This window comes from Micromonospora sp. WMMD708 (genome assembly GCF_049315245.1).
Taxonomy (GTDB): domain Bacteria; phylum Actinomycetota; class Actinomycetes; order Mycobacteriales; family Micromonosporaceae; genus Micromonospora; species Micromonospora wenchangensis.
The window spans coordinates 3,918,477-3,944,205 of sequence record NZ_CP186060.1; the positions used below are offsets into that span (position 1 = coordinate 3,918,477).

At 71.2% G+C, this 25,729-nt stretch carries 21 protein-coding genes; 10 read left to right on the forward strand and 11 right to left on the reverse strand.

Annotation, left to right across the window (positions count from 1 at the left end; genetic code table 11):
- Nucleotides 1-24 precede the first annotated feature (24 nt).
- Nucleotides 25-705 carry a hypothetical protein gene (locus ACN260_RS17395; protein ID WP_422752114.1) on the reverse strand — a complete coding sequence of 227 codons (681 nt, stop codon included), beginning with the start codon at nucleotides 703-705 and terminating at the stop codon, nucleotides 25-27.
- A 133-nt stretch (nucleotides 706-838) separates the two neighbouring features.
- On the opposite strand from ACN260_RS17395, the gene ACN260_RS17400 reads away from it, so the two are divergent.
- Nucleotides 839-1,468, forward strand: a complete 630-nt coding sequence (locus ACN260_RS17400) for a DUF4291 domain-containing protein (protein ID WP_422752115.1) — start codon at nucleotides 839-841, stop codon at nucleotides 1,466-1,468.
- 113 nt (nucleotides 1,469-1,581) lie between these two features.
- On the opposite strand, the gene ACN260_RS17405 is transcribed toward ACN260_RS17400, so the two are convergent.
- The 4 genes from ACN260_RS17405 to ACN260_RS17420 all read right to left on the reverse strand — a co-directional run bounded on the left by ACN260_RS17405 (nucleotide 1,582) and on the right by ACN260_RS17420 (nucleotide 7,172).
- A complete protein-coding gene (locus tag ACN260_RS17405; RefSeq protein ID WP_422752116.1) occupies nucleotides 1,582-2,985 on the reverse strand; it encodes a hypothetical protein in 1,404 nt (467 codons plus the stop codon).
- The gene (locus ACN260_RS17410) at nucleotides 2,982-3,500 is read right to left on the reverse strand and encodes a hypothetical protein (protein WP_422752117.1); all 519 of its coding nucleotides are present in this window, start codon (nucleotides 3,498-3,500) and stop codon (nucleotides 2,982-2,984) included. The genes ACN260_RS17405 and ACN260_RS17410 overlap by 4 nt, the downstream gene beginning before the upstream one ends.
- 238 nt (nucleotides 3,501-3,738) lie before the next feature.
- On the reverse strand, nucleotides 3,739-5,586 hold the full coding sequence (locus ACN260_RS17415; protein WP_422752118.1) for an ABC transporter permease subunit: 1,848 nt from the start codon (nucleotides 5,584-5,586) through the stop codon (nucleotides 3,739-3,741).
- A gap of 149 nt (nucleotides 5,587-5,735) precedes the next feature.
- A complete protein-coding gene (locus ACN260_RS17420) occupies nucleotides 5,736-7,172 on the reverse strand; it encodes an extracellular solute-binding protein (protein WP_422752119.1) in 1,437 nt (478 codons plus the stop codon).
- 641 nt (nucleotides 7,173-7,813) lie between these two features.
- Here ACN260_RS17420 and ACN260_RS17425 point away from each other — a divergent pair.
- The gene (locus ACN260_RS17425) at nucleotides 7,814-9,421 is read left to right on the forward strand and encodes a cellulase family glycosylhydrolase (protein WP_422752120.1); all 1,608 of its coding nucleotides are present in this window, start codon (nucleotides 7,814-7,816) and stop codon (nucleotides 9,419-9,421) included.
- Nucleotides 9,422-9,478: 57 nt separating this feature from the next.
- Here the strand turns inward: ACN260_RS17425 and ACN260_RS17430 are convergent, their stop codons facing one another.
- Both ACN260_RS17430 and ACN260_RS17435 read right to left on the reverse strand, forming a co-directional pair.
- On the reverse strand, nucleotides 9,479-10,042 hold the full coding sequence (locus ACN260_RS17430) for an AAA family ATPase (protein ID WP_422752121.1): 564 nt from the start codon (nucleotides 10,040-10,042) through the stop codon (nucleotides 9,479-9,481).
- Nucleotides 10,030-10,719, reverse strand: a complete 690-nt coding sequence (locus tag ACN260_RS17435) for a hypothetical protein (protein ID WP_422752122.1) — start codon at nucleotides 10,717-10,719, stop codon at nucleotides 10,030-10,032. The genes ACN260_RS17430 and ACN260_RS17435 overlap by 13 nt, the downstream gene beginning before the upstream one ends.
- Nucleotides 10,720-10,978: 259 nt before the next feature.
- On the opposite strand from ACN260_RS17435, the gene ACN260_RS17440 reads away from it, so the two are divergent.
- A complete protein-coding gene (locus ACN260_RS17440; RefSeq protein ID WP_422752123.1) occupies nucleotides 10,979-13,333 on the forward strand; it encodes an AbfB domain-containing protein in 2,355 nt (784 codons plus the stop codon).
- A gap of 47 nt (nucleotides 13,334-13,380) precedes the next feature.
- On the opposite strand, the gene ACN260_RS17445 is transcribed toward ACN260_RS17440, so the two are convergent.
- The 4 genes from ACN260_RS17445 to ACN260_RS17460 form a co-directional block, all read right to left on the reverse strand.
- A complete protein-coding gene (locus ACN260_RS17445) occupies nucleotides 13,381-14,592 on the reverse strand; it encodes a chitosanase (protein ID WP_422752124.1) in 1,212 nt (403 codons plus the stop codon).
- Nucleotides 14,593-14,816: 224 nt separating this feature from the next.
- Nucleotides 14,817-15,638 carry an alpha/beta fold hydrolase gene (locus ACN260_RS17450; RefSeq protein ID WP_422752125.1) on the reverse strand — a complete coding sequence of 274 codons (822 nt, stop codon included), beginning with the start codon at nucleotides 15,636-15,638 and terminating at the stop codon, nucleotides 14,817-14,819.
- Between the two features lie 19 nt (nucleotides 15,639-15,657).
- Entirely contained in the window at nucleotides 15,658-16,227 is a 570-nt protein-coding gene (locus tag ACN260_RS17455) for a DJ-1/PfpI family protein (RefSeq protein WP_422752126.1), read from the reverse strand.
- A 94-nt stretch (nucleotides 16,228-16,321) separates the two neighbouring features.
- Nucleotides 16,322-17,065 (reverse strand): GntR family transcriptional regulator, encoded by a 744-nt coding sequence (locus tag ACN260_RS17460; RefSeq protein ID WP_422752127.1) that lies wholly within the window; start codon nucleotides 17,063-17,065, stop codon nucleotides 16,322-16,324.
- 468 nt (nucleotides 17,066-17,533) lie between these two features.
- Here ACN260_RS17460 and ACN260_RS17465 point away from each other — a divergent pair, with 468 nt between their 5' ends.
- From ACN260_RS17465 to ACN260_RS17495, 7 genes are all read left to right on the forward strand, one after another.
- Entirely contained in the window at nucleotides 17,534-18,898 is a 1,365-nt protein-coding gene (locus tag ACN260_RS17465) for an extracellular solute-binding protein (RefSeq protein WP_422752128.1), read from the forward strand.
- Nucleotides 18,895-19,848, forward strand: a complete 954-nt coding sequence (locus ACN260_RS17470; RefSeq protein ID WP_422752129.1) for a carbohydrate ABC transporter permease — start codon at nucleotides 18,895-18,897, stop codon at nucleotides 19,846-19,848. Before ACN260_RS17465 ends, ACN260_RS17470 begins: the two co-directional genes overlap by 4 nt.
- A complete protein-coding gene (locus ACN260_RS17475; protein ID WP_422752130.1) occupies nucleotides 19,848-20,765 on the forward strand; it encodes a carbohydrate ABC transporter permease in 918 nt (305 codons plus the stop codon). Before ACN260_RS17470 ends, ACN260_RS17475 begins: the two co-directional genes overlap by 1 nt.
- Nucleotides 20,765-21,832: an ABC transporter ATP-binding protein gene (locus ACN260_RS17480; RefSeq protein WP_422752131.1), complete on the forward strand. Its 1,068-nt coding sequence runs from the start codon at nucleotides 20,765-20,767 to the stop codon at nucleotides 21,830-21,832. Before ACN260_RS17475 ends, ACN260_RS17480 begins: the two co-directional genes overlap by 1 nt.
- Nucleotides 21,832-22,908, forward strand: a complete 1,077-nt coding sequence (locus ACN260_RS17485) for an ABC transporter ATP-binding protein (protein ID WP_422752132.1) — start codon at nucleotides 21,832-21,834, stop codon at nucleotides 22,906-22,908. Before ACN260_RS17480 ends, ACN260_RS17485 begins: the two co-directional genes overlap by 1 nt.
- Before the next feature lie 88 nt (nucleotides 22,909-22,996).
- Nucleotides 22,997-24,457, forward strand: a complete 1,461-nt coding sequence (locus ACN260_RS17490) for an NAD-dependent succinate-semialdehyde dehydrogenase (RefSeq protein ID WP_422752133.1) — start codon at nucleotides 22,997-22,999, stop codon at nucleotides 24,455-24,457.
- Nucleotides 24,458-24,499: 42 nt separating this feature from the next.
- The gene (locus tag ACN260_RS17495) at nucleotides 24,500-25,708 is read left to right on the forward strand and encodes an iron-containing alcohol dehydrogenase (protein WP_422752134.1); all 1,209 of its coding nucleotides are present in this window, start codon (nucleotides 24,500-24,502) and stop codon (nucleotides 25,706-25,708) included.
- Nucleotides 25,709-25,729 lie beyond the last annotated feature (21 nt).

The following is a 25,729-nucleotide window of genomic DNA, read 5'->3' on the forward strand; positions in this document are numbered from 1 at the left end:
ACCGCTGTCCGCTCCCGGACCGGGTCAGCAGTTGCCGATCTCGTCGGTGCGCGTCACCGCCGCCGAGGTGAGCCGCTCGCCCGGCACGTCGGCGACCGGGTAGGGCGACCCGTCGTGCGTCGTGAGTTCCCTGGCGTACGCGTCGCTGACGAGGAAGACGTGCAGTTCGAAGCGCTGTCCCGGCGACGTCCCGTCGCCGACGACGACCCGGTTGGCCCGCCAGCTGTGCGGGGTGGGAAAGCGCAGCGGCTGTTCGTAGAAGTAGGTCCCGCCGGCCGGGCGGACGAAGAGCACGGCGGTTCGGCCGGCCGCCGGCTCGTCCCCCGTGCCGAACACGTCCGAGCAGTTCGGCACCACCGTCGCACTGGTGATCGCGAACCGTACCGTCGGCGTCCTGGTCACGGTCGGAGCGACCGTGGGGGGCGGTGTCCGGGTGGGAGGTGGGCTGCTCGGTGTCGCCGGTGCGGTGGTGGTGGTGGTGGGCGGTGGGGGCGGTGGATCGGTCGGCTCCGGCGTCCCGGGTGGACCTGTCGTCGGTTCCGGAGGTGGGGTGGAGCCGGCCGCAGACCCGGACCCCGTCGGTGTCTCCTTGGCGGCGGTGAGGTACGCCGGCACCGCCGCGATGACACCCACGACCAGTGTGACCAGTGCGCCGAGCGCCACCACCTGCTCGGCGGGTTTCAGCGTCCGCCACCATCGCCGCATGCCCACCCTCCTTAGTCGACGGAGACCTGCCTGCAGTGAACACCGCGCGGGCAACACCGGCCTCGTCCAGAGGAGGTCGACGGGCGCGGAATCCTGGTGGACCGGTCGGGTCCTGATCGTCGAGGATCAGCGGATGTCCGTGCCCGAGCGCCAGATCCGTGCCCGCCACACCGCCACGACCGTCACCGTGTACCAGGCGTACCCACCGGACATCGCGGTGCCGGCGGTGGCCGCCGGCCGCTTCGTGGCCCCGTTCAAACGGGAGCGGATGACGTGGATCAAGCCGTCGTTCCTGTGGATGATGTACCGCTGCGGCTGGGCCACCAAGCCCGGCCAGGAACGTGTGCTGTCCATCGAGATCACGCGGGCGGGGTTCGAGTGGGCGCTGGGCCGGGCCTGTCTGAGTCACTACGACCGTGACCTGCACGGCGACCGGGAGAACTGGTCACGGCAGTTGCGGGCCAGTCCGGTCCGGATGCAGTGGGACCCGGAGCGTTCACTGCGGCTGACCGCGTTGCCGTACCGGTCGTTGCAGGTCGGGCTGTCCGGTGAGGCGGTCGACCGGTACGTCGACGACTGGATCGTCGCGGTCGAGGACGTCACCGCCACCGTCGGGCAGATCCGGGACCTGTTGCGCCGGGGCGACGAACAGGCAGCGGCGGCGCGGCTGCCCGTCGAACACGTCTATCCGCTTCCGGACCGGATCGCGGCCGGCCTCGGGGCCGCCCCCGTCGATGATCCCGATCGGCGGCACCGGCAGTGACAGCTCACCCGCTGCGCCCCTGACAGGTCACCCCACGCTCCGGCGTGCTCGGCCGTCGCCGCACCGGGCGCCCCGCCCGGGACGCACGGTGCGGCGACGGGTTCGCGTCCGGCTCAGTGCCCGAAGCCCGGCGGCCGGGGCCACTGTTCCGCCTCCGGGTCGGGTCGGTAGCCCGGTGGGGGTTGCCCGGTGGGCGGGCGCACCGGGGCCGGTGGCGCGGCGGACGGCCCCGGAGGGTGCGCCCCGGCAGCGGGTGGAACCGGGGTGTCGGCCACGACCGCACCGCCACACGGTGGCGCAGCCGCCACGGCGGCAGCCCGGGGCCGCCAGACCGGTTCCGCACCGATCAGGCTGCGGAAGTCGAACTGGCACTTCGGGCAGGTGCGCAGCGCGGTCTCGGCGCGACGGTCACCGCATTTCTGGCAGTAGGTCACCACCGTCTCGTCGGCGTCCATCCCCTGACAGCGGGGGCAGGCGAACTTCGGGCCCTTGTTGTTGAGCTGCACCAGCCGGCCGGCGAGCACGTAGGGCGTGACCAGCCCACCGATGCTGGTCGCCAGGTCCCGGGTCCGCCGGGTGCGCTCCTGCATGCGTTCCAGCTCCGGGTTGGCGACCTTCTCCAGCCGGCAGGTGGTGCAGGTACGCAGGGTCCGTACCGGCAGCAGGCCGCGCAGCCGGGCCTGCTGGTGCAGGAAGGTCACCGCCGGCACGTCCGCCGGCTCGACGGTGATCCGGTCCGCGCCGCCCGCCGCGAGACGTTCCTCGACCCGGAACACCAGCGACTGCACCTGCCCGACCAGCTTCGGCGGCATGCCGCCCGGCCGGCTGACGATGAGCGTGCCGACCATCAACATGCCGTCGGCCAGCTCGGCGGGGACCTCGGCGACGGTGTCGGCCGTCTCGAAGGTGAAGGTCGCGCCGCCGGTGCGGGCGACCACCGCCTGCCGTTGCGCCGGCCCGTCGCTGTCGAGCAGCCGTCCCGCGTGCCGGGAGAGCGCCGCCTGCGCCCGGTTGGCCAGGCCGGCGGCGTGCTGCATCATCGCCACGTCCCCCGGGCCCGTCTGCCGCCACCACGGCGTGAACGAGGCAGCGGCGGTCGCGTCGAGCCGGCCGAGCACGGCATCGAACGTGCTCAGCACCGACTCGAACAGACCGACGTACACCGAGGTCACACCCCAGTTCCGCCCCAGCCTGCCCGGCCAGCGGTCGACCAGCAGCACACCGACCCGCACCCCGGGGCCGTCGGCCTCCAGGGTGACCCGCAGCAGCACCGGCACCTGCGTCGGCGAGAGGGTGACCCCGCCGAGCCGGGAGCCGCGTACCGCCTCCAGGAGGCTGAGTTGCTCGGCCTTCAGGTCGAAGGCGAGGTCGCGGATGCTGCGCAGCAGGTGCTGGCGGACCACGCTCGGCGGTGCGCCGAGCCGACGGTGGGCCCCGGCCGCCAGCCGGCCGGGCTCCAGCCCGGCCGCGACGGCCGGCGGCACGGCACCGGGTCCGCCGGGGTCAGCCCAGCTCATTCCGCTGCGTCGTAGGAGATGCTGGTGTCGAAGCTGGACGCCGCATCGTACCCCCCGGCGTCGTACGAGGTGTCGTAGGACGTGCTCGTGTCGTAGGACGTCGTGTCGTAGGAGGCGCTGGTGTCGGTGCCGCTGGCGGCCCAGTCGACCTCGGCGGCGGCGGTCTCCACGTGGTCGGTGACGGCGTCGGAGTACTCGTCGGAGACCGTGTAGTTGTTCTCCGCGATGCCCGCGTGGTCGGCCGCCCGCGCCATCGCGCTCTCGGCGACCTCGATGTTGCCGGCCGCCGCGTTCTCCACGGCGTAGTCGGCCCAGTCCTGCGCGGAGTCGGCCCAGTCGTCGCCGCTGTCCGCGTGCCAGTTCGACCAGTCCTGGTCGGCGACGGCACCGCTGATCTCGCTCTCCACGATGGACGCCGAGGGCTCCGGCAGCGCCGCCACCGCCTCGGTCAGGGTGGTGTCCCCGATCGGCGTGTCGGTGGTCAGGAAGTCGCTCCACTCCGAGTCGGCACTCATGCTCTGATTCCCCAGATTCTGATGAACGGTGCGGTCAGCGGTCGTCGCCGGGGTACCCGGCGGACCGACCAGAACTGTCCCACGCCCACGCCAGGGGCCGCGCAGTCGCGACGGCGGGGCCGCGGTGCGTCGACCGAGGTCACGACGGGTGCCCGCCGCCGGGATGGCGATGGTGTCAACATGCCGACAGACCCGCTGGACGCCGTGCCGGCTCACCGGGTGGTCGGCGGTGGTGGGGTCAGCCCTTCACCGCTCCGGCGGTGAGCCCTTCGGTGAGGAAACGCTGCCCGAAGGCGTACATGATCACCACGGGGATGCTGACCAGCAGTGACGCGGCGGCGAGTTGTCCCTGCGGTACGACGTCCCCGGTGATCATCGACTGCATGCCCACGGGCAGGGTCTTGTACTCGTCCTTGGTGATGAACACGAAGGCGAAGAGGAACTCGTTCCAGGCGTTGGTCAGGGTGAACAGGGCGACCGCCAGCAGTCCCGGCTTGGCAAGGGGTAGCACCACCCGGCCGAACGCCTGGAGCCGGGTGCAGCCGTCGACCAGCGCGGCCTCCTCCAACTCGATGGGGATCGACGCGAAGTACCCCGCCAGCAGCCAGGTGGCGAACGGCAGCGTGAAGGTCGGATACGTCACGACCAGCGACCACAACGAGTCGGTGAGCCGGGCCCCGATGAGCAGTTGGTACAGCGGGATGAACAGCAGCGCGCCGGGCATCACGTAGGTGACCAGGACCGTGACGGTGAAGCCCTGTGCCCCACGGAACCGCAGCCGGGCCAGGGCGTAGCCGGCCAGCGCCGCGCAGACCAGCGCCACCACGGTGGACGCCGTGGACACCAGCACCGTGTTGAGGTACCAGCGGCCGAACGGCTTGGTGGTGAACAGGTCGGTGAACTGTTGCAGGGTCCACGGGGTCGGCCACAGGTCGTGCTCGTGCACGACGATCTGGCCGTCGGACTTGAAGGCCGTGACGACGATCCAGTACAGCGGGGCCAGGACGAAGAGGAGCAGCGCGGCCAGGGCGATGCCGGAGGCCAGGCCCGACACCAGGGCGGACGTCCTGCGCCGTCCCCACGACTGCAACGCCGACAGGACCCGGCCGACGGCCGCCGCGACCAGCAGGACCACCCCGAGGACCAGCGCCGCCTTCCAGATGATGTGCGGTGACGCCCAGGCCAGTGCACCGGCGACCAGCACGGCGGCGACCCACGGCAGGGCCCGGCGCACCGTTCCGGCGGGTCGGGTCGGCGCGCTGTCGGCGTCCCGCCGCAGCAGCCGGACCAGCACGTACACCAGCACGCCGATGACCGGCAGCATGACGAGCGTGACGGCCGCGCCCGCGCCGTACTGGAGTTGGAGGATCGCCTTGGAGTACGCGACCAGCACGTACGGTGCGGTCGCGTCGCCGGGGCCGCCCTGGGTCAGCAACCAGATGAGGTCGAAGTTGTTGAACGTCCAGATCGACGACAGGGTCACGGTCACGGTGATGACGTGGCGCAGTCCGGGCAGCGTCACGTGGACGAACCGCCGCCACGCCGACGCCCCGTCGACGGTCGCCGCCTCGTACAGGTCGGTGGGGATGGCCTTCAGCCCGGCGAGGAAGGCGACGGTGAAGAACGGCACCCCCTTCCACACGTTGACCATGATCACCGACGGCATGGCCAGGGACGCCTCGGACAGCCAGCCCGCCGGCCAACTGTCGACCAGGTGCGCGTCGACCAGCAGCGGCCCGATCCCCGACTCGGTGAGCAGCAGGTTGACGCTGCCGAAGATCGGGTCGAGCAGCGAGCGCCAACTGAACGCGGTGACGACCGTCGGCACCACCCACGGCAGCAGGAGCAGGCCCGCCAGCACGGCCCGTCCCCGGCGTCGGTGGTGCAGCAGCAGGGCCGCGGACAGGCCGAGCACCACCTTGAACACCTCGGCGTACGCGGTGAAGACGAACGAGTTCACCACGCCGGTGTGGAACTGCTCGTCGTCGGTCAGGGCGAGGTAGTTGGCCAGACCGACGAACACGCTGTGCTGACCGTGCCGTTCGGTGGTGCTGGTGACGACCGCCCAGCCGATCGGGACGAGCACGAGGGCACCGACGAGCACGGCCGTGGGGGCCAGGAACAGTGCCGCCAGCCGCCAGTCGCGTCCCAGCCGTCGTCGGGTCGCGGGACGCGCCCCGGGCCTGCGCCGTGGGGATCCTCCTGACGTCGGGGCCGACGCCGGGCGGACCGACGTCACTGCGGCAGACCCTGCTGGGTGAAGATCTGCACCATCTTGGCGTGGGCGGCCTGCACGGCCCGCGCGGGCGACGTGCCCTGGATTACCTGCTGCATCATGTCGGTCAGCACGTAGGCGCCGACGGCGGCCTGCTGCCCGGCGCTGGCCTTCTGCGGGAAGTCCAGGCCGTTCTTCGTCGACAGCGGCAGTTTCTGTTGGGTGATCCTACGCATGATGGGGAACGCCGGGTCGCCGCTGGTGAAGAACGGGTCGGCGTCCCAGACCCGGTCCCAGGCCGGCAGGGCCAGCCCCGGGGCCTCCTTCGCCACGCCGACGAGGGCGGGCGCGCTGACCAGGTACTGCGTCAGGAGCTTGGCGAGTTCGGCGTTCTTGGCACCCTTGAAGATGACGAAGCACTGGGACTGGCCCAGCAGCAGGGAGGTGTCGGTGGCCGGGCCGGTGCAGTCGGGGAAGACGTGGGTGCGTTCGTAGACCGGGTTCTTCTTGGTCTTGGAGTCGGCGTAGACGCTGAACTGGTTACGGGTGTAGCCGAGGATGCCGGCGAGCCAGTTCTCGTTGTTGCTGGAGTCGGTCCAGGCGGCGACCCCAGGCGGCAGCATCGGCTTGTACTTCGGGTTGGTGTAGATGTCGCCGAGGAAGGTGACCGCCTGGACGGTCTCGGGAGAGTCGAAGGTGACCTTCCGGCCGTCGTTGGAGGCGATCGCCCCGCCGTAGGAGTTGATCAGGGCCTCGATCATGCCGTTGGCGTCACCGGAGCGGTTCACGGTCATGCCCCAGCCGAACCGCCGTTTGCCGGGGTCGGAGATCGCCAGGCAGAGGTCCCGCAGTTCCTCCCAGGTGTAGCTGTCCTTCGGGGTGATGCCCTTGTCCTGCATCCAGTCCTTGCGCAGGAACGACCCGATCCCGATGAAGTGGTACGGGATGGCGTACCACCTGCCGTCGAAGACACAGAAGTTCTTGGACTCGGCGGTGGGTTCGCCGTACTTCGCCGTCAACGCCTGGACGACGTCCGTGACGTCCTCCAGGTCGCCGAGCGCCTGGAACTGGGCGACGAACCGCGAGTCGGTCATGAACGCGAGGTCACGCGCGACGCCGCCCTTGACCTCGGCGTCGATCTTGGCGACGACGTCCCCGGCGTCCGCCTGGACCAGGCTGTTCCCGATCTTCGTGCCGGTGGTGTCGGCGAACTTCCTGATCGAGCTGTCGAGGGCCGCGTTCGCCGCCTCCGAGTACAGCTTCTGCGACAGCATCCCCATCGAGGATCCCTTCAACGCCGCTGCGGCGTCGACGAGTTCCTGCGGAACCTCGGCCTGCGCCCTGGGCGTGGACGGTCCGCTTCCTCCGCAGGCGGCGAGACCGGCCGCTCCGAGCAACCCCACCCCCATTCCCAGGAAGCCGCGCCGGGTCCGTAACGAGCTGTCCTCCGTGGACATCTGTCTCCTCCGTTCCACCTCACCGCAGCTCACCGAAGGCCGGGAAGGGCGACCATCCCTTATGGACGTCAGCACCTTTTGCCATCGATGACGATCATTTGCTCACCCTACACATTTCGGAAAGTCGCGACCAGACCTTACTTTCCACCTGAAGACAGTTCGGCTGATTCACTGTGATCAATAGCAGTTGCGGCGGACGCGACGTCGGGCACCCACACCCGACGTCACCCGCCGGTCGGAACCGGCGGAGCCACGCCCGACGCGGGCATCCCTGCGGCGCGGTGCCCACCCACACGACGGGCACCGGTCGCGGTCGGGCCGCGCGGCGTGGACGCGACCACAGACCCGCGCCCGCCGATCCGACGGCGCGGGGCACACCCGCCCGGGGCGCACGGATCCGGCGGCCAGGTCGGCGTGGCGCGACACCTTTCGCCGCCCCGGCCGACCACCCCTCGGCCCGACGCCGCCCGGCCGGCCCCGCAGCGGCCCGCGCCCGCACGCCGGCAGCCCTCCCGTTGCCGATCGATGCACGTGCATCTATTCTTTGGCGGCCCATCGGCTGCCGGAACAGGCAGTCGAAATATCGTCGAAACGCTTCGACAACCGTCGTGCGACGGTTGACCCGAAGACGGGAGATGCTGATGAAATCCACACTGAGGAGGGTTCAGTTCGCCGTGCTTTCCGGCGTACTGGCGCTGGCCGGATCGACGGCCGTGATGACCAGTTCCGCGTCGGCCGACAGCATGACCCAACTGAACGCCACCCAACTCGTCGCCAACATGGGGGCGGGCTGGAACCTGGGCAACGCCCTGGAAGCCAACGCCAACGGGATCCCCAGCGAGACGGCCTGGGGCAACCCGGTGGTGACGCAGGCATTCATCGACCGGGTACGGGCGGCGGGATTCAAGACGATCCGTATTCCGGTCTCCTACCTGGGAAACATCGGGGCCGCCCCGAACTACACGATCAACTCCGCGTGGCTGAACCGGATCCAGGAAATCGTCGACTACGCCTACGGCCGCGGCCTCTACGTGCTGATCAACATGCACGGCGACGGCTACAAGACCATCAACGGTTCGTGGCTGATCTGCGACTCGTCGAACCAGACGACGATCAGGGACAAGTACCAGAAGGTCTGGCAGCAGGTCGCGACCAGGTTCCAGAGCTACGGCGAACGACTCGTCCTCGAATCCATGAACGAGGAGTTCGACGGGCAGTACGGCAATCCCACCCAGCCGTGCTACTCCAACATCAACGCCTACAACCAGATCTTCGTGGACACGGTCCGGCGCACCGGCGGGAACAACGCCTCGCGCTGGCTGCTCATCCCCGGCTGGAACACCAACATCGACTACACCGTCGGCAACTACGGCTTCGTGCTGCCGACCGACCAGTACCGCTCGTCGTCCGTGCCGGCCAACGAGCAGCGGCTCATGATCTCCGTGCACTACTACGACCCCTGGGACTTCGCCGGTGAGGAGAACGGCACCATCACGCAGTGGGGGCCGGCCGCCACCAACCCGGCCCGGAAGTCGACCTGGGGACAGCAGGACTTCATGGACGGGCAACTGAAGAAGGTGCGGGACACCTTCGTCGCGCGTGGATACCCCGTGTTCGTCGGTGAATACGGATCGGTCGACAAGACCTCGGCCGACTCGACGAACAACCGGTACCGGGCGGACTACGCGCGCACCCTGGTGGCCACCGCCAAGAAGTACGGTGCGGCCACCGCCTACTGGGACAACGGCTACAACGGCGCGTACGGGTTCGGGCTGTTCAACCGCAGCAGCGGCGCGGTCACCCAGCAGGCCATCATCGACGCCATCATGAGCGCCGTCGGCGGCACCACCCCCACCACGCCGCCGACCACCGCTCCCCCGACCACGCCGCCGCCGACCACCACGCCGCCGCCGACGACCGCCCCGCCGACGACCCCGCCGCCCGGCGGGCGCTCCTGCTCGGCGACCTACACGGTGACCGGTCAGTGGCAGGGCGGCTTCCAGGCCGAGGTGCGGGTCACCGCCGGCAGCTCGGCGATCAGCGGCTGGACGGTGACCTGGACGTTCGGCAACGGGCAGCAGGTGTCGCAGGCGTGGAGCGCGACGCTGACCACCAGCGGTGCGACGGTGACCGCCCGCAACGTCAGCTACAACGGCGCGCTCGGTACCGGCGGCAGCACGACCTTCGGTTTCCTGGGCTCGTCGAACGGCACCAACGGCGTACCGACGGTGTCCTGCACGGCGAGCTGAGCAGGCCGTGACCGACGCGGGCCGGGTGTCACGCACGCCCGGCCCGCGCGGACCCGGCTACCCGGGGCCGGCCTCGTTCAACGCGCCCAGCAGCAGGTCGTAGGTGGCGTGCTCCGCCCCCGCCGCTCTGGGCACCAGCACCGCCCCGGGGCGTAGGCGGACCACCCGCATCAGGCTGTCGTACATGGTGCCGAGCACGGTCGACCCGCCGGCGCAGATGATGAGCCGATAATGGTGGCGGACCCACTCGTCGTCGCTGTCGCGGGCGCGGCGGTGGAACCGCTCGATCGCGGCCTCCCGTCCGTCGACCAGGACGACCTCGTGGAAACTCGCCCCGTGCCCGCGCGCGAGCGCCGCGAGACCGTCGATCTCGTCGACCGTCGCGAGGTACTGCGGCACAACGACGTCGCCTCCGGCGGCCAACCTGACCGTCGCCATCGCCCTTACCAGGGACCACACGACGGGCCAGGTGTCGAACTCCTCGTCGCGCCATCCGCCGACGAGGTGGTGCAACGCGTCGACGTCGAGATTCAGGGTGCCGGGGTGGCGGTCGGCGTAGCGCGCCGAGAGGGTGGACTTACCGATCCCCGGCGGGCCGTTCAGGTGGATCAGTCGCGCCACCGCGCACCACCGGTGTGCCGGTCACCCGCGCCGTCCAGGCCCTCGACGAGCAGCTCCGCCTCGTCCACCGAAATGGCCATGGTGGCGCTGAGTAGATCGACGGCCTGCTCGCGCTGGCCGGCTTCCACCAGCGCCGCGATCCGGAGCCAGGCGAACGCGTCGACCATCGCATCGCTGTTCCCACCGGCCGTCGACCCGGCCGGCGGGGCGGTGGGGTCCTGAACCGGCCGCTCCCCCGTCGCACCGCCCGGGGTTTCCGCGCCGGGTGACGTGGCGTCCGCGGCAGGCGTGCCGGCGCTCGGCGGGTCGACGCTGTCGGGGGAGGCGGCTTCGTGGCTGCGGGCGGCGGCGATCCGGGTGGCCGCGTCCCACGCGCGGGTGTCCGCATCCGGGGACGTGGCGGCGGCGACCCGCGCCTCCAGCTCGCGGACCTGGGTGCCCACCAGGTCACGGCGGTCAGCACGGCGACCCAGGACCACCGTGATCACCGCGATGAGCGAGACCGCGACGACGAAGCCCACCGCCAGTTCCAGCAGGCTCGCGTCGGTGCCACCGGGGCTCACGGGGCCGGCCGGGCGGGGACGGTGCGGCGGTGGACCCGGGCGACGCGGAGCCCGGTCCGGAACCGGCACCCGGTAGCCGGCGACGCCGTCGCCGCGCTCGTCGCGGTCCTCCACCCCATGCGGGGCATCGTATCGCCGCAGTGTCACCTGCCGGGCCGCATCTCGGTCCGTATGTGGTCCCTTTGTCCTCCGGAGTCCGATACCGTGGGACGACGTCACGACGTCACGACGACCGCCACCGATCGCCCCGGAGATCCCCCGACGTCCACGTCCGGCCGGTGGGCCGGACGTGACCTGACCGGCCGCCCCGCACCCCCACTGCCAGCCGCCGGCGGCGCAGCCCGGCCCCGGCGGCCCGTCCGATGGAGACGGCATGACACGTCCCGATCCCGTCCGCCTCGCCGCACCGCTCCTGCTCGTCCTCACCCTGGTCGCCGGACTGCTCGCCGCGCCGGTCGGCCCGGCGCACGCCGCACCGGCCAAGAACCCGCCGCTGACCACCCCCTGGACCGCCCGGGCGCTCGACGGCACGCCACTGCCGGAGTACCCACGGCCGCAGATGACCCGGCCGGACTGGCTCACCCTCAACGGCGAGTGGCAGTTGCGCCAGTCCGCCACCGACGACGCCCCGGCCTTCGGCACCGACCTGCCCGAGCGGATCAACGTGCCGTTCCCGGTGGAGAGCGCCCTGTCCGGGGTGCAGCGCGCCGCCGCCGACACCCGCAACTACCTGTTCTACCGCCGCACGGTGACGGTGCCCGGGAGTTGGAACGGACGCCGGGTGCTGCTGCACTTCGGCGCCGTCGACTGGCAGAGCACCGTCTGGGTCAACGGCGTGGCGGTCGGCGGGCACACCGGCGGCTACGACGCCTTCAGCTTCGACGTCACCGCCCCGTTGCGGAGCGGCGCGAACGAGATCGTGGTGAAGGTGTGGGACCCGACGGACAGCCGGCAGAACGGCAGCCTGCCACCGATCGGCAAGCAGACCAAGCAGCCCGGCGGGATCTTCTACACCCCCAGCTCGGGCATCTGGCAGACCGTGTGGCTGGAACCGGTGCCGACCGCCTCGATCAGCAGGGCCGACCTCACACCGCGCCTGGCCGACGACACCCTACGCGTGCGGGTTCTGACCCGGGGCGACGTCAGCGGACACAGCGTCCTGGCCGAGGCGCTCGACGGCACCACCGTGGTCGGCTCCGCCACCGGCGGTTTCACCGAATTCACGGTGCCCGTGCCGAACGCCCGCCGCTGGTCGCCCGACACGCCGTTCCTCTACCAGCTGCGCATCACCCTGCGTAATGCCGCAGGCGTCCAGGTGGACCGGACCACCCACTACTTCGGCATGCGCGAGATCAGCACCGGCGTCGTCAACGGTGTCCTGCGGCCCAAGCTCAACGGCCAGTTCGTCTTCCAGATCGGCACCCTGGACCAGGGGTTCTGGCCGGACGGGCTCTACACCGCGCCCACCGACGCCGCGCTCGTCTTCGACCTGCAGAAGCACAAGGACCTCGGCTTCACCATGGTGCGCAAGCACATCAAGGTCGAGCCGCAGCGCTGGTTCTACCACGCCGACCGGCTCGGGCTGCTGGTGTGGCAGGACGTCCCGTCGCTGACCGCGCAGGACGTCGACGCCACCGACGCGCAGCAGGCGCAGCTCGAAGCCGAGGCCCGCGAGATCGTCGACGAGCACCGCAGCTCGCCGGCCGTCGTCACCTGGACCGTCTACAACGAGGGGTGGGGGGAACGGGCACTGGCCGACACCCGCCGGGTCGCCCAGGCCGTCAAGGCCCAGGACCCGACCCGGCTGGTCAACGCGCACAGCGGCCACAACTGCTGCCAGTCGTCGGGCGACCCCGGCACCGGCGACATCGACGACTGGCACGTCTACCTGGGGCCGGACTCGCCGGTGCCGTCGGGCAGCCGGATCGCCGTTCTCGGCGAGTTCGGCGGCCTCGGCCTGCACGTACCCGGGCACGAGTGGAGCCCGAACGGCAGCTTCTTCGCCTACGAGTGGCAACCGGACTCCACCGCGCTGACCGACCGCTACGTCGGCCTGGTACAGGGCACCCAGAACCTCATGCTCGGCAAGGGGTTGAGCGCCTCGGTCTACACCGAGATCACCGACCAGGAGGGTGAGCTGAACGGGTTCCTCACCTACGACCGGCAGGTGGTCAAGCTGGACCAGGCCCGGGTCCGGGCCGCCAACCTGGCCCTGATCACCGCGTCGCGGTCGGTCGGCAGCTCGGCACCGGTGGCGTTGCCGCTGAACACCCGCCGGTCGTTGCAGGTGACGACCCCCGGGTACACCGACCGGTTCCTGCGGCACCGGGACGGCCTCGCCTACACCGAGGTGGTGAACGCGGACAGCTCGGCGCTGCTCAGGAACGACGCGACGTACACGGTCCGGGCCGGGCTGGCCGATCCGGCGTGCTACTCGTTCGAGTCGGTCAACTTCCCCGGGCAGTTCCTGCGCCACCAGGAGTCGCGGGTACGCAACTCCCCGGACGACGGTTCGGCGCTGCTGCGCGCGGACGCCACCTGGTGCGCCCGGGTCGGGGTGAGCGGGAGCGGGGTCTCGTTGGAGTCGTACAACTTCCGGGGCAGGTACCTGCGGCACTACGCCTCCCAGGTGTGGCTGAGCAACGGCACGGGTGGCGAGGCGTGGAACTCACCCACCCTGTGGGCCGCGGACAGCACCTGGAACGTCACGACGCCCTGGGCGCCCTGACGGGGCCGCCGTCCGCCGGGGCAGCGTGGCTGCCCCGGCGGTGGGGGTCAGCCGATGCGGAACTGGTCACCGTAGACGGCGAACACCAGTGGCGTGTTCAGGTCGAAGTTGCCGTTGTCGAGGAACACCCGCTGGGCGGTGTCGACGCGGGAGGTGTCCGAGTGGGCCTCCTCCTTGCGCATCTCGACGACCCGCTCGTCGAGGAACGCGTTGAGCCAGGTCCGCTCGTTGCCGCCCTGCGCCGGGGGCTTCGCCCGGGTGAGGGCCCGGCTGCGGATCTGGCGCATGCCCTCGTATCCGTGCATGACGGCCGCGTCGTAGTAGGCGAACTGGCCGAGTGCCCGGACCCCGTCGTTCTTCCCGTCCCGCACGGAGGGGGTGAAGTAGACCCGGTCCCGTTCGGATTCCTGCGCGGCCCGGAACACGGAGTCGTTGGCGGCGGTGCGCCAGTCGCGGGGGTAGTTGGGGTCGAGGCCGGCGTGCGAGGCGGTGCCGTTGACGGCGCGCAGCGCAGGCAGGTATCCGGCCAGCACGTTGCCGGGCTTGGTGTTGGTGTACGCCTGGACCAGTTCGAGCATGTCGCCGGTGCCGGAGCAGAAGCCGATGATGCCGGCGGTGTAGCCCCGGCCGTCACCGATGTCCTCGATGTAGGAGAACTGGGCGCGCCAGTCGAGCGAGGAGTTCTCGGCCGCCGAGACGAGCTGCATGGCGACGTCCTTCTTCGCCGGGTCGTCGAGGTTGGTGCCGGCCGGGGCGGTGGCGGTCGGGGTGGGGGTGCCGCCGCCGGGCAGGGTCCACTGCTGGTTGCTGGTGCCGCCGCAGGTCCAGATCTGGAGTCGGGCGCCGTTGGCGGTGCTGTGGTCGGTCACGTCGAGACACCTGCCCGAGGCGGGGTTGACCAGGGCACCACCGCTTGCGGCGGTCCACTTCTGGGCGCCGGTGCCGTTGCAGTCGTACAGCTGGATCCTGGTGCCGTTGGTGGTCGACGCGGCGGTGACGTCGAGGCACTTGCCGAGCGCGCGGATCGAGTTGTCGCTGTTGCCCACCGTCCAGGTCTGGGCCGCGGTGCCGTTGCAGTCGTAGAGCTGCACGGCGGTGCCGTTGGCCGGGTTGGCGCCGGCCACGTCGACGCACTTGCCGGCCAGGCCGGTGATCGGGCCGGCGGTCGCGGCGCTGGCCGGCGGCAGGCCGTAGCCGACCGCCGCGATGCCGGCCAGCAGGGTGCCCACGCCGTAGGCGACTGTTCTTCTGCGCAGCATGGCGTTCCTCGGGGACGGGGCGGCGGGCCGCCGGCCGGTCGGTGTCCGGGGGCGACATGCGCCCGGGCGGGCACCGCAGCAATCAGTAAGGTCTATTTACTGATAGCAGTGCATCGATCAACTGTCAATCGTGGCACCGAGCGATCATGGCAGGTCAGGGCGGCACGCGGTCCACCGGCCGGTCGTACCCGAGGACGGCACGGCCGCATCCCACCGCCGCACCGTCAGGGGCGGTGCTCCGGGCCGAGGAAACCCGCCAGCAGGTGCCGGAACTCGTGCGGATGCTCGATCGCCGGCACGTGCCCGCACCGGCCGAACACGTGCAGCCGCACGTCGGCCAGGTGGTCGAGCAGGGGCCGGGTCGCCGGGTCGAGCGGGGTGACCCGGTCGTCGGCACCGTGCACGAGCAGCACGGGCGCGCGGATCGCGGCCAGCGTCCGCACCGGGAGGGTCAGGTCGTCGACCCACCGTTGCCGGGGCGGCGGGAACAACCCCGCATATGCGGCGGCTCCCGCCAGCATCGCGTCCGCGCGGGCGGCGACGGCCGCGTCCGTCACCAGCGCCTGGTCGAGGACGAGCCGACCCAGCATGTCCCGCGCCCCGACCGGGCCGGCGGGAGCGGCCCAGAGCGCGTCCAGGTCGGCCGAGAGCGGCGCCCCGGGGGCACCCATCGTCGAGACCGCCACGACCCGGGTGACCCGCCGGGCATGCTCGGCCGCCAGGGCCAACGCCACGGCCCCGCCCATGGAGTGGCCCACCACGGCGTAGTCCCCGATGCCGAGGGCCTCCATCAGGCCTGCCGCCTGCCGGGTCCACAGGCGCAGGCCGCCCCGGGCACCCACCGGGACGGGGGTACGGCCGAACCCCGCGTGGTCGGGGGCCAGCACCCGCCAGGACGGGCCCAGCGCCTGCGCCGTCGCCGCCCAGGCTCCGGACCCGGTGGTGCCGGGTCCGGAGCCGTGCAGCATCAGCACCGCCGGCCCGGCACCGGTGTCGAGGACGTGGACGGGCGAGCCGTCGACGGTGACCGTCCGCGTGGTCGTCATCGGCACGGGCCGGACGCGCTCAGGCCGAGGGGGCGTCGACGGACTTCGCGAAGAGTTCCATCATGGCCCGGCCGAACTGCGGCATGTCGGGCCAGCCACGGCACGAGACGAGGTTGCCGTCGACGACGTCGGGGGCGTCGATGACCGTCGCGCCGGCGTTCTCCATGTCGCCGGTGATGGGCGGGAAGCACGCCGTCCTACGGCCCTTGAGCAGGCCGTAGACCGCCGGGACCTGCGCGCCGTGGCAGACCAGGGCGACGGGGAGGTTGCGCGCGAAGAAGTGCTCGGTGATGCGCCTGACGTCGGCGTCGACCCGGATCCACTCGGGGGCCCGCCCGCCGGGGATGATCAGGGCGTCGTAGCGTTCGACGTCGACCTCGGCCCAGGGCACGTCGACAGGCAGTTTGCGGCCGTTCTTCTCCACGTAGGCGTCGGAGTTCGGGTCGAACTCGTGGATGACCAGTTGCACGTCACGTCGCGTACGGGACGCGACGTCGACCTCCCAGCCGCCCTCCTGGACGCGGTAGTAGGGGTACATGGTGTCGAGTTCCTCGGCGGCGTCGCCGGTCAGGAGCAGCGCTCGGGGCATCTGCTTCTCCTCGCAATGGTGGTGGCGGTGAGGTGGACGCGATCCAATCCGATCCGATCCGATTGGGCTAGCATTCCCCCGCCCCGCCCGCCCGTCAAGACTGCACGGTCAACGCGCGGCCGTCCCCGATCTCGTCGAACAGCCGGCGGAAGCGCTCGCCGGAGCGCAGGATGTGCCGGCGCATCGCGTAGGCGGCGGCGTCGGGGTCCCGCGCGGCGATCGCGGCCACCACGTCCTCGTGCTCGGCCATCGCCAGGTGGGTGACCTGGGTGTCGTGGTGCAGCCGGAACAGGTGCACGTGGCTGTGCAGACGGGCGAGCGTCTCCCGGATGACCTGGTTCTCCGCGCTGTGGGCGACCAGGTCGTGGAAGGCGGCGTCGCGCAGCCCGAAGGCGCCGTAGGCGGTGGGCCCGACGCCCCCCTCCAGTTCCGCCATCTCCGCCAGCATCCGGCGCAGGCCGGCCACCTGTTCCACGGAGGCGCGTTCGGCCGACCTGCGCGCCGCCGCCGGTTCCAGGAGCAGCCGGACCTCCAGCATGTCCTCGAACCGCTGGCGGGTGATCTGGGGTGGGATGCGGTAGCCGGCGTGGGGCACCCGGACGACCAGGCCCTCGGCCTCCATCCGGTTGAGCGCGTCCCGGATCGGTGTCTGCGAGACCCCCAGCTCGCGCGCCAGGACGTCGATCGTGACGCGGGAGCCGGGCTCGATCCGTAGCGACATCAGCTGTCCGAGCAGCGTGTCGTACACCTCGTCGGCGAGCCGGCCGCGGGATCGCGCGGGTGGGGTCGCACCCGGCGCGGCCGTGCGGCCCCGCGCACCGATCGCTTCGTCGTCCATCGTGACGTGCGGTCCTTTCGTGCACCTTCGGGAACCTGTTGACATCAGTTACGACGCTGCGACATGCTGACGCCCCCCACCCGATCGTATAGGAAACGTGACGGGCAACCGTCATTTTGCACCGTCGCCGTAACGCCTGCCATCGCTCCACTCGATCAACTGGAGCTCCCATGAGCATGCTCGACGTCCCACCCGGCCCGTCACCGGGTCACCGCCGGGTCGGCGTGCCCACCGACGGCACCACGACGAACCGGCACGTCGCGGCGCATCCGTGACACCGGCCCACGGGGCGGCCCCCGCGCCGGCCCGGCACCACGCCTGAAACACCCAAGCACCTGCTCGGCGAGGCACATAGCGAGGCCCTCGACGTCCCCACCACCCCAGAAAGCAGGTACCACCATGCGGCACCCGAAGCGAATCGGTCGAACATCGGTCTCCCGGCGGACGGTACGACTGGCGACGGCCGCCATGCTGCTGGTCGCCACGACCCTGGCGGCGTGCGGCGACGGCGGGGACGACGGCACGAAGGCCGGCGCCCCGAAGGCACCGGCGACGGTCCCCGAGCTCACCAAGGACCCGCTGACCCTCAGCTTCATCTGGTTCGACTGGCCTCCCGCCAAGGCGCTGGAGGACTTCGCGAACGCGGAGTACAGGAAGGAACGGCCGAACGCGACCATCAAGGTCAACACCGTGCCGAACGCGAACTGGCACGACGCGATGTTCACCCAGTTCGCCGCGCGCAAGACCGACTTCGACATCGCGATCCTGGACTCGCAGCACATCGGTGAGGCCGTGACGAACGGCAACATCCTCGACCTGACCGACTTCGTCAAGAAGAACATCGAGGTCGACGCGTACAACCCGTACCTGCTGGCGGCGTACGGCCAGTTCCCGCAGGCCGAGACCGGCAAGCGCGACGAGAACGCCAGCCTGTACGGGCTGCCGCTGCTCGGCGACACCTGGACGATGATCTACCGCAAGGACCTGATCGGCGACAAGCCCCCGCAGACCTGGGACGAGATGATCTCGGTCGCCGCGAAGTGCCAGGCGGACAACCCGGGCGTCAGCGGGCTGGCCTTCCACCAGGCCAACGGCTCCGACGCGGCGGCCGTCACCTACAACACGGTCAACGGCGTCTACGGCGGCAACCTCTGGGACGCCAGGAGCCGCAAGATCGACGGCGTCCTCAACGACACCGCGGGTCACGAGGCGATGGACGTCCTGGTCAACAAGATGAAGCCGCTGACCGCCAAGGGCTCCGGCAACTGGTTCATCGACGAGGTGAACGCCGCGGTCGCCCAGGGCAAGGCGTGCATCGCGTTCAACTGGATCGCCGCGAGCGGCGGTCTGCTCGACCCGAAGCAGTCGACGCTCGGCACCACCCGGGAGCAGATCCTCGACAAGCTGGGGTTCGCCACCCTGCCGACCCAGAAGACGAACCTGGTCCCGCTCGGCGGGATGGGGATGCACGTGTCGGCCTACTCCCCCTCGGCGCAGCAGGCCGAGGCGCTGAACTTCATGCGCTGGTTCGAGCAGGCCGACGTGCAGAAGAAGTGGGCCGCGGCCGGTGGCGTGCCGTCGCGTACCGACGCCCTGCAGTCGCCCGAGTTCCTCAACGCCGGACCGTTCAACCAGGTGTACGCCGACTCGGTGCCCCGGATGCGGGACATGTGGAACGTGCCCGAGTACGCACGGCTCGTCGACATCGAGAACACCAACGTCAACGCGGCGCTCAACGGCGCGAAGAGCCCGAAGGCGGCGCTCGACGACATCGCCCGGGAACAGCAGGGCGTGCTCGACTCCAGCAACCGCAAGGGTGGCGGCGGGCTGTGAAGGACCCCGACCCGCTGACGACCGACCACCCCGGGCAGGTGGCGTCCGCGACGCCACCTGCGCCGGGCCGGCCCCGCCGCCGGCTGGGCGACCGTGGCCTCGCCGTGGCCTTCATCTCCCCCGCGCTGCTGCTGTTGCTCGGCATGTCGGTGTTTCCGCTGCTGTGGGCGTTGTACCTGTCGTTCACCGACTACTCGGCCACCCGAGGGGGGCCCGCCCGGTTCGTCGGCTTCGGCAACTACACCGCCATCCTGACCTCGGCGCAGGTCCACCAGCGGGCGCTGACCACCCTGATCTACGTGGTCGGCGCGGTCACCCTGCAGACGGTGCTCGGCTTCGCCATCGCCTACCTGATCTCCCGGCGCACCCACGGGCGGGGCGTGCTGACCACCCTGTTCCTGGTGCCGATGATGCTGTCGCCGGTCGTGGTGGGGCTGTTCTGGCGGTTCATGCTCGACGCGCAGTTCGGCGTGGTCAACAGCATGCTCGGCTCGCTCGGCCTGGGGCAGGTGGAGTGGCTCACCCGGCAGCGGACCGCGCTGGTCTCCCTGATCGTCGTCGACACCTGGCAGTGGACGCCGTTCATCATGCTCATCGCGCTCGCCGGCCTCACCGCGGTCCCGAAGTACCTGTACGAGGCCGCCTCGATCGACCGGGCGTCCGAGTGGTTCCGGTTCCGCACCATCACCCTGCCGCTGGTGTGGCCGCTGCTGCTCATCGCCGTGCTGTTCCGGGCCATCGAGGCGTTCCGGCTGTTCGACCTCGTCTACATCCTCACCAGCGGAGGTCCCGGGGTCTCCACCGAGACGTTGTCGTTCCACGTCTACAAGGTGGCGTTCCTGGGCTTCAACACCGGCACCGCCTCGGCGTACGGGATCCTCATGGTCCTCGTCGTCATCGTCCTCACGCAGCTCTACCTGCGCTACCTGAACAAACTCAAGGAGGGCTGATGGCCGTCTCCGTCGACGCGGCCGTGTCCGCAGGCCCGACCCCGGACCGCCGGTCCCCCGCACGCCGTGTGCGCCGCCGGGGCCGCGGCCGGTCGGTGCTGGAGGTCGTGCTGCTGACCGCACTGGCCGTCGTGATGCTCTTCCCGGTGCTCTGGATGATCGAGACGTCAATCAAGGAGAACCGGGACGTCTACGCCGTGCCGGCCGAGTTCTTCGGCTTCACGGTCACCCTCGACCACTTCCGGGACGTATTCGTCGACGCGGACGGCGGCCGCTCGGCCCTGTCCGTGGCGTTCCTCAACTCGGTGGTCGTCGCCGGCGTGTCCACGGTGCTGGCCACCGTGCTGGGGGTGCCGGCGGCCTGGGCGTACTCGCGCTTCACCCTGAAGGCCAAGAAGGATCAGCTGTTCTTCATCCTGTCCACCCGGTTCATGCCGCCGGTGGTGGTCGTGGTGCCGATCTTCCTCATGTACCGCCAGGCCGGACTCATCGACACCAAGCTCGGCCTGATCCTCATCTACACCGCGTTCAACGTCCCGTTCACCATCTGGATGATGAAGGGGTTCGTCGACGAGGTGCCCGCCGAGTACGAGGACGCCGCCATGCTCGACGGCTACAGCCGCCTGCAGGCGTTCTGGAAGTTCACCCTCCCCCTGCTGGTGCCCGGCATCGCCGCGACGGCGGTGTTCGCGCTCATCTTCTCGTGGAACGAGTTCGTGTTCGCCATCTTCCTCACCTCCAGCGACGAGGTGCGCACGGCCCCACCGGCCATCGCCGGCCTGATCGGCGGCACCACCGTCGACTGGGGCCTGGTGGCCGCCGCCTCGGTGGTGTTCGCCCTGCCGGTGCTCGTCTTCGCCTACCTGGTCCGCCGGCACCTGGTCGCCGGGGTGACCCTCGGGGCGGTGCGACGCTGATGGCGGGCATCGAGGTGAGCGCCCTGCACAAGCGCTACCCGGACGGCACGGTCGCCGTCGAGCACGTCGACCTGTCGATCGGTGACGGCGAACTGTTCGTGATGCTCGGCCCGTCGGGGTGCGGCAAGACGACCACGCTGCGGGCCATCGCCGGCCTGGAGCGGCAGACCAGCGGCGACATCCGCATCGGCGACACGCTGGTCAACGACCTGCCGCCGGCCGAACGCGACATCGCCATGGTGTTCCAGTTCTACGCGCTGTACCCGCACCTGAAGACCCGCGACAACCTGGCGTTCCCGCTGCGGGCCGAGGGACTGCCCAGGCACGAGGTGCGGGAGCGGGTCGAGGAGGCGGCCCGGCTGATGCGGCTCGGTGCGCTGCTGGACCGGCGGCCCCGTCAGCTCTCCGGCGGGGAGCAGCAGCGGGTGGCGCTCGCCCGCGCCCTGGTGCGCCGGCCGCGTGCCTTCCTGATGGACGAACCCCTCACCAACCTGGACGCGGAACTGCGGGCGGACATGCGCACCGAGATCAAGCACCTGCAGGGGGAACTGGGGGCGACGATGGTCTACGTCACCCACGACCAGGTCGAGGCGATGTCGCTCGGGCACCGCATCGCCATCCTCAACAAGGGCCGCGTCGAGCAGATCGGCACCCCGCTTCAGGTGTACGACCGGCCGGCGAGCCTGTTCTGCGCGGCGTTCATCGGCTCCCCGCCGATGAACCTCATCGAGGTGGAGGTGGCCGACGGGAAGCTGCGCGGTCAGGGCGGACTGGTCCTCACGCCACCGCCGGGCCTGCCCCGCGACCGTCCCCTGGTGGCGGGCGTACGGCCGGAGGCGCTGGAGGTCACCGCGCCGGGGGCGGACCGGTCGGTGCCGGCCCGCGTGGTGTCGGCCGAGTGGCTCGGCGACGAGATCATCTACGTGGTCGACCACAGCGGCGGACACGACGTGCGGGTCCGGATGCCACCGACCGTGCGGTTCGCCGCCGACGCGCAGGTCGGGCTGCGGCACACCGGCGGGACCCCGGCGGTCTACGACGTACGCACGGAAGAGCTGGTGGCCTGATGGGAACCGTTGCGGTCAACGGGCTGTGCAAGTCCTTCGGCAAGGTCCGGGCGCTGGACGGGGTGACGCTGGACGTGCCGGACGGCGCGTTCTTCGTCGTGCTCGGGCCGTCCGGGGCGGGCAAGACGACGACCCTGCGGGCGATCGCCGGCCTCGACAAGCTCGACGCCGGGTCGGTGCACCTGGATGGCCGGGACGCGACCGCCGACGCCCCGGCCGTCCGGGACCTGGCCATGGTGTTCCAGAACTACGCCCTCTACCCCCGGCACACCGCGTACGAGAACATCGCCTCACCGTTGCGGGCGCGTCGCCGCCCGGCAGGTGAGATCGCCGCCGCCGTCGAGCGGATGTCGGGCCTGCTGCACATCGAACGGCTGCTGCACCGTCGTCCCGCGCAGTTGTCGGGCGGTGAGATGCAGCGGGTCGCCCTGGCCCGGGCGCTGGTCCGCAGCCCCCGCGCGTTCCTCATGGACGAGCCGTTGACGAACCTCGACCTCAAGCTCCGCGTCGAGATGCGCACCGAGCTGACCCGCATCCACCGTAGCCTCGGGGCGACCTTCGTGTACGTGACCAACGACCAGGTCGAGGCGCTGTCCATGGCCGACCAGGTCGCGGTCCTCAGGGAGGGCACGGTGCAGCAGGTCGGCACCCCGACCGAGGTGTACGAGCGGCCGGCCAACCAGTGGGTCGCCGGGTTCGTCGGGAGTCCGCCGATCAGCCTGCTCGCCTGCCACGCCGAGGGGGACCGGCTGGTCGGCGCGGCGGGCTGGACACTGCCCCGGCCCCGCTGGGCCACGGCCGCCGACGGTCAGGCGCTGCGGCTGGGGCTGCGCGCGGAGGACCTGTCCGTGGAGCGGCGCGGGGACGCCTCGCTGCCCGGTGAGCTCTACGGCCTCGAACCGCTCGGTGACCGGACGGTGGTCGACGTGCGGGTGGGCACGGAGATCCTGAAGGTCAAGGCCCGACCCACCGTCACCGGTACGCCCGGCGAGCGGGTGCAGGTGACGGTCGACCTGGACCGGGCGCACCTGTTCGACGCGGGCACCGGGCTGTCGCTCTCGGCGGCCGGACGGTAGCCGGGGCGGCGCCGGCCCGCACCGCTACCCGCAGGTGACCCGTCGCGGCACACCGGACATCACCACGAAGAGCACTGGAGGCGACGCAATGAGTGACCCGATGGACGTCCTGGCCCCCGAGTACCGACGGCTGCGGATCGGCGACACCTGGCGGGACGCCGCGAGCGGCGTCACCTTCGCCGTCGAGGACCCCGCCACCGGCACGACCGTCGCCGAGGTGGCGGACGCCGCCGTCGTCGACGGGCTGGCCGCGTTGGACGCGGCGAGCCGGGCTGCGGCGCAGTGGGCGGCCACCCCGCCCCGGAGACGGTCGGAGCTGTTGACCGCGACCTACCGGGCGCTGACCGACCGGGCCGAGGAGGTCGCCCGGCTGATCACCCTCGAGATGGGCAAGCCGCTGGCCGAGGCCCGGGCGGAGGTGGCCTACGGTGCCGAGTTCTTCAGGTGGTTCGCCGAGGAGGCGGTACGCGTCGAGGGCCGCTACAGCACCGCTCCCGCCGGTGGTTACCGCATCCTCACCGTGCCGAAGCCGGTCGGACCGTGCGTGTTCGTGACGCCCTGGAACTTCCCGTTGGCGATGGGCGCCCGCAAGATCGCCCCGGCGTTGGCGGCGGGCTGCACGACGGTCACCAAACCGGCCGCCCAGACGCCGCTGACCATGCTGCTGCTGGCCCGCATCATGGAGGAGGTCGGCGTCCCTGCCGGTGTGGTCAACGTGGTGACCACCAAGCGTGCCGGTGAGGTGGTCTCGGCGCTGCTGGCCGACACCCGGACCCGCAAGGTGTCGTTCACCGGGTCGACCGAGGTCGGGCGGGTGCTGCTGCGCCAGGCCGCGGACAACGTGCTGCGTACCTCGATGGAGCTGGGCGGCAACGCGGCCCTGATCGTGTGCGCCGACGCCGACCTGGATGTCGCGCTGCAGGGTGCGATGGTGGCCAAGATGCGCAACATCGGGGAGTCCTGCATCGCGGCCAACCGGATCTACGTCGAGGAGCCGGTACGCGAGGAGTTCACGAAGCGGTTCACCGAGCGGATGGGCGCGCTGGTGGTGGGCAACGGCTTCGCCGACGGCGTGGACGTCGGGGCGTTGATCGACGAGCCCTCGGTCGCCAAGCTCGACGACCTCGTCGCCGACGCGGTCGGGCGCGGTGCCCGGGTCCTGACCGGTGGCGTACGCCCGGACGGGCCGGGTCACTTCTACCCGCCGACGGTCCTGGTCGACGTGCCCGACGACGCGCGGATGCTGCGGGAGGAGATCTTCGGCCCGGTGGCGCCGGTCATCGGGTTCACCTCCGACGACGAGGTGCTGGCGAAGGCCAACGACACCGAGCACGGCCTGGTCGGCTACGTCTTCACCCGTGACCTGCAGCGGGCGCTGCGGTTCGCCGAAGGGCTGCAGACCGGGATGATCGGCGTCAACCGGGGGCTGATTTCGGACCCGTCGGCCCCGTTCGGGGGCGTGAAGCAGTCCGGCGTCGGCAAGGAGGGGTCACACGAGGGCATCCTCGAGTACCTCGACGTCACCTACGCGGCGATCGACCTGCCGTGACCGTCCCGCACACCGCCGCCGCCGTTCCGGAGAGGCACCGCCATGCTTGAGACCGTCCGTGGACCACGCCAGCTGATCGTCGGCGAAGGGGTCGCGCAGAACATCCCCCGGGTGGTGGCCGAGAACGGCTCACGGGTCCTCGTCGTGACCGACCGGACCCTGCTGGGGCAGCCGGGGGTGGCCGGGATCGTGGCCGCGGTGCGGGAGCAGGTCGACGTCGTCGAGGTGTTCTCCGACGCGACCCCCGACGTGCCCCTCACCGACGTCGACCGGGCCGTCGCGGCCGCCGCCGCGGTGGACGCCGACGTGATCCTCGCCGTCGGCGGCGGCACGGTGATCGACCTTGCCAAGATCGTCGGTGTGATCCGGTGCCACGGGGGCACGCCGCGCGACTTCTACGGCGAGTCGCGGGTGCCGGGGCCGACGATTCCGCTCGTCGCGGTCCCGACCACGTCGGGCACCGGCTCCGAACTGACCCCCGTCTCGGTGCTGACCGACCCGGACCGTGCGCTGAAGGTGGGGGTGTCCAGCGTCCACATCGTGCCCGACTTCGCGATCGTCGACCCCGAACTCACCTACACCTGCCCGGCGACCGTCACCGCCCACTCCGGAATCGACGCGTTCTGCCACGCGGTGGAAAGCTACACCGCGCGACCCCGGCCCCACGGGCCGCGCGACCCGGTGGAGCAGGTGTTCCTCGGCCGCAACCCGGTCACCGACCACTACGCGCTGCTGGCCGCGGAGCGGATCGCCCGGAGCCTGCGCCGGGCCGTGCGGGACGGCGGCGACACCGAGGCGCGGGCGGACATGTCCTACGGGTCGGTGCTCGCCGGGCTCGCCTTCTCCCACGCGGGCAACGCGGCCCCGCACGCCCTGCAGTACCCCATCGGCGCGGCCACGCACACGCCGCACGGCCTGGGCGTCGGGCTGCTGCTGCCGTACGCGCTGCGCGCGGCCCGGAACGCCGTCGGTGACCGGTTGGCGACCCTCGCCGGGGTGTGCGGGCTCGACGTGGCCGACGCCGCACCTGCCGAGGCCGCCGGGGTGTTCCTCGACTGGCTCGACGGGCTCCTCGCCGACATCGGTATCCCGCCCACCCTGGCGGACATCGGGGTGGCCCGCGCCGACCTGCCCCGCTTCGCGGAGCTGGCCTCCGGCGTCACCCGCCTGATCCAGAACCATCCCGGGCCGACCGACACCGCCAGCCTGACCGCGATCCTCGAGGCGGCCTGGACCGGGGACCGGAGCTGACGGGCCCGGCCGTCGTGCGCC

Excerpts from the sequence above, each read along its gene's own strand:
- ACN260_RS17395 (WP_422752114.1), bottom strand. The coding sequence starts at position 705 with ATGCGGCGATGGTGGCGGACGCTGAAACCCGCCGAGCAGGTGGTGGCG.
- ACN260_RS17400 (WP_422752115.1), top strand. The coding sequence starts at position 839 with ATGTCCGTGCCCGAGCGCCAGATCCGTGCCCGCCACACCGCCACGACC.
- ACN260_RS17405 (WP_422752116.1), bottom strand. The coding sequence starts at position 2,985 with ATGAGCTGGGCTGACCCCGGCGGACCCGGTGCCGTGCCGCCGGCCGTC.
- ACN260_RS17410 (WP_422752117.1), bottom strand. The coding sequence starts at position 3,500 with ATGAGTGCCGACTCGGAGTGGAGCGACTTCCTGACCACCGACACGCCG.
- ACN260_RS17420 (WP_422752119.1), bottom strand. The coding sequence starts at position 7,172 with ATGTCCACGGAGGACAGCTCGTTACGGACCCGGCGCGGCTTCCTGGGA.
- ACN260_RS17425 (WP_422752120.1), top strand. The coding sequence starts at position 7,814 with ATGAAATCCACACTGAGGAGGGTTCAGTTCGCCGTGCTTTCCGGCGTA.
- ACN260_RS17440 (WP_422752123.1), top strand. The coding sequence starts at position 10,979 with ATGACACGTCCCGATCCCGTCCGCCTCGCCGCACCGCTCCTGCTCGTC.
- ACN260_RS17445 (WP_422752124.1), bottom strand. The coding sequence starts at position 14,592 with ATGCTGCGCAGAAGAACAGTCGCCTACGGCGTGGGCACCCTGCTGGCC.
- ACN260_RS17450 (WP_422752125.1), bottom strand. The coding sequence starts at position 15,638 with ATGACGACCACGCGGACGGTCACCGTCGACGGCTCGCCCGTCCACGTC.
- ACN260_RS17455 (WP_422752126.1), bottom strand. The coding sequence starts at position 16,227 with ATGCCCCGAGCGCTGCTCCTGACCGGCGACGCCGCCGAGGAACTCGAC.
- ACN260_RS17460 (WP_422752127.1), bottom strand. The coding sequence starts at position 17,065 with ATGGACGACGAAGCGATCGGTGCGCGGGGCCGCACGGCCGCGCCGGGT.
- ACN260_RS17465 (WP_422752128.1), top strand. The coding sequence starts at position 17,534 with ATGCTGCTGGTCGCCACGACCCTGGCGGCGTGCGGCGACGGCGGGGAC.
- ACN260_RS17475 (WP_422752130.1), top strand. The coding sequence starts at position 19,848 with ATGGCCGTCTCCGTCGACGCGGCCGTGTCCGCAGGCCCGACCCCGGAC.
- ACN260_RS17480 (WP_422752131.1), top strand. The coding sequence starts at position 20,765 with ATGGCGGGCATCGAGGTGAGCGCCCTGCACAAGCGCTACCCGGACGGC.
- ACN260_RS17485 (WP_422752132.1), top strand. The coding sequence starts at position 21,832 with ATGGGAACCGTTGCGGTCAACGGGCTGTGCAAGTCCTTCGGCAAGGTC.
- ACN260_RS17490 (WP_422752133.1), top strand. The coding sequence starts at position 22,997 with ATGAGTGACCCGATGGACGTCCTGGCCCCCGAGTACCGACGGCTGCGG.
- ACN260_RS17495 (WP_422752134.1), top strand. The coding sequence starts at position 24,500 with ATGCTTGAGACCGTCCGTGGACCACGCCAGCTGATCGTCGGCGAAGGG.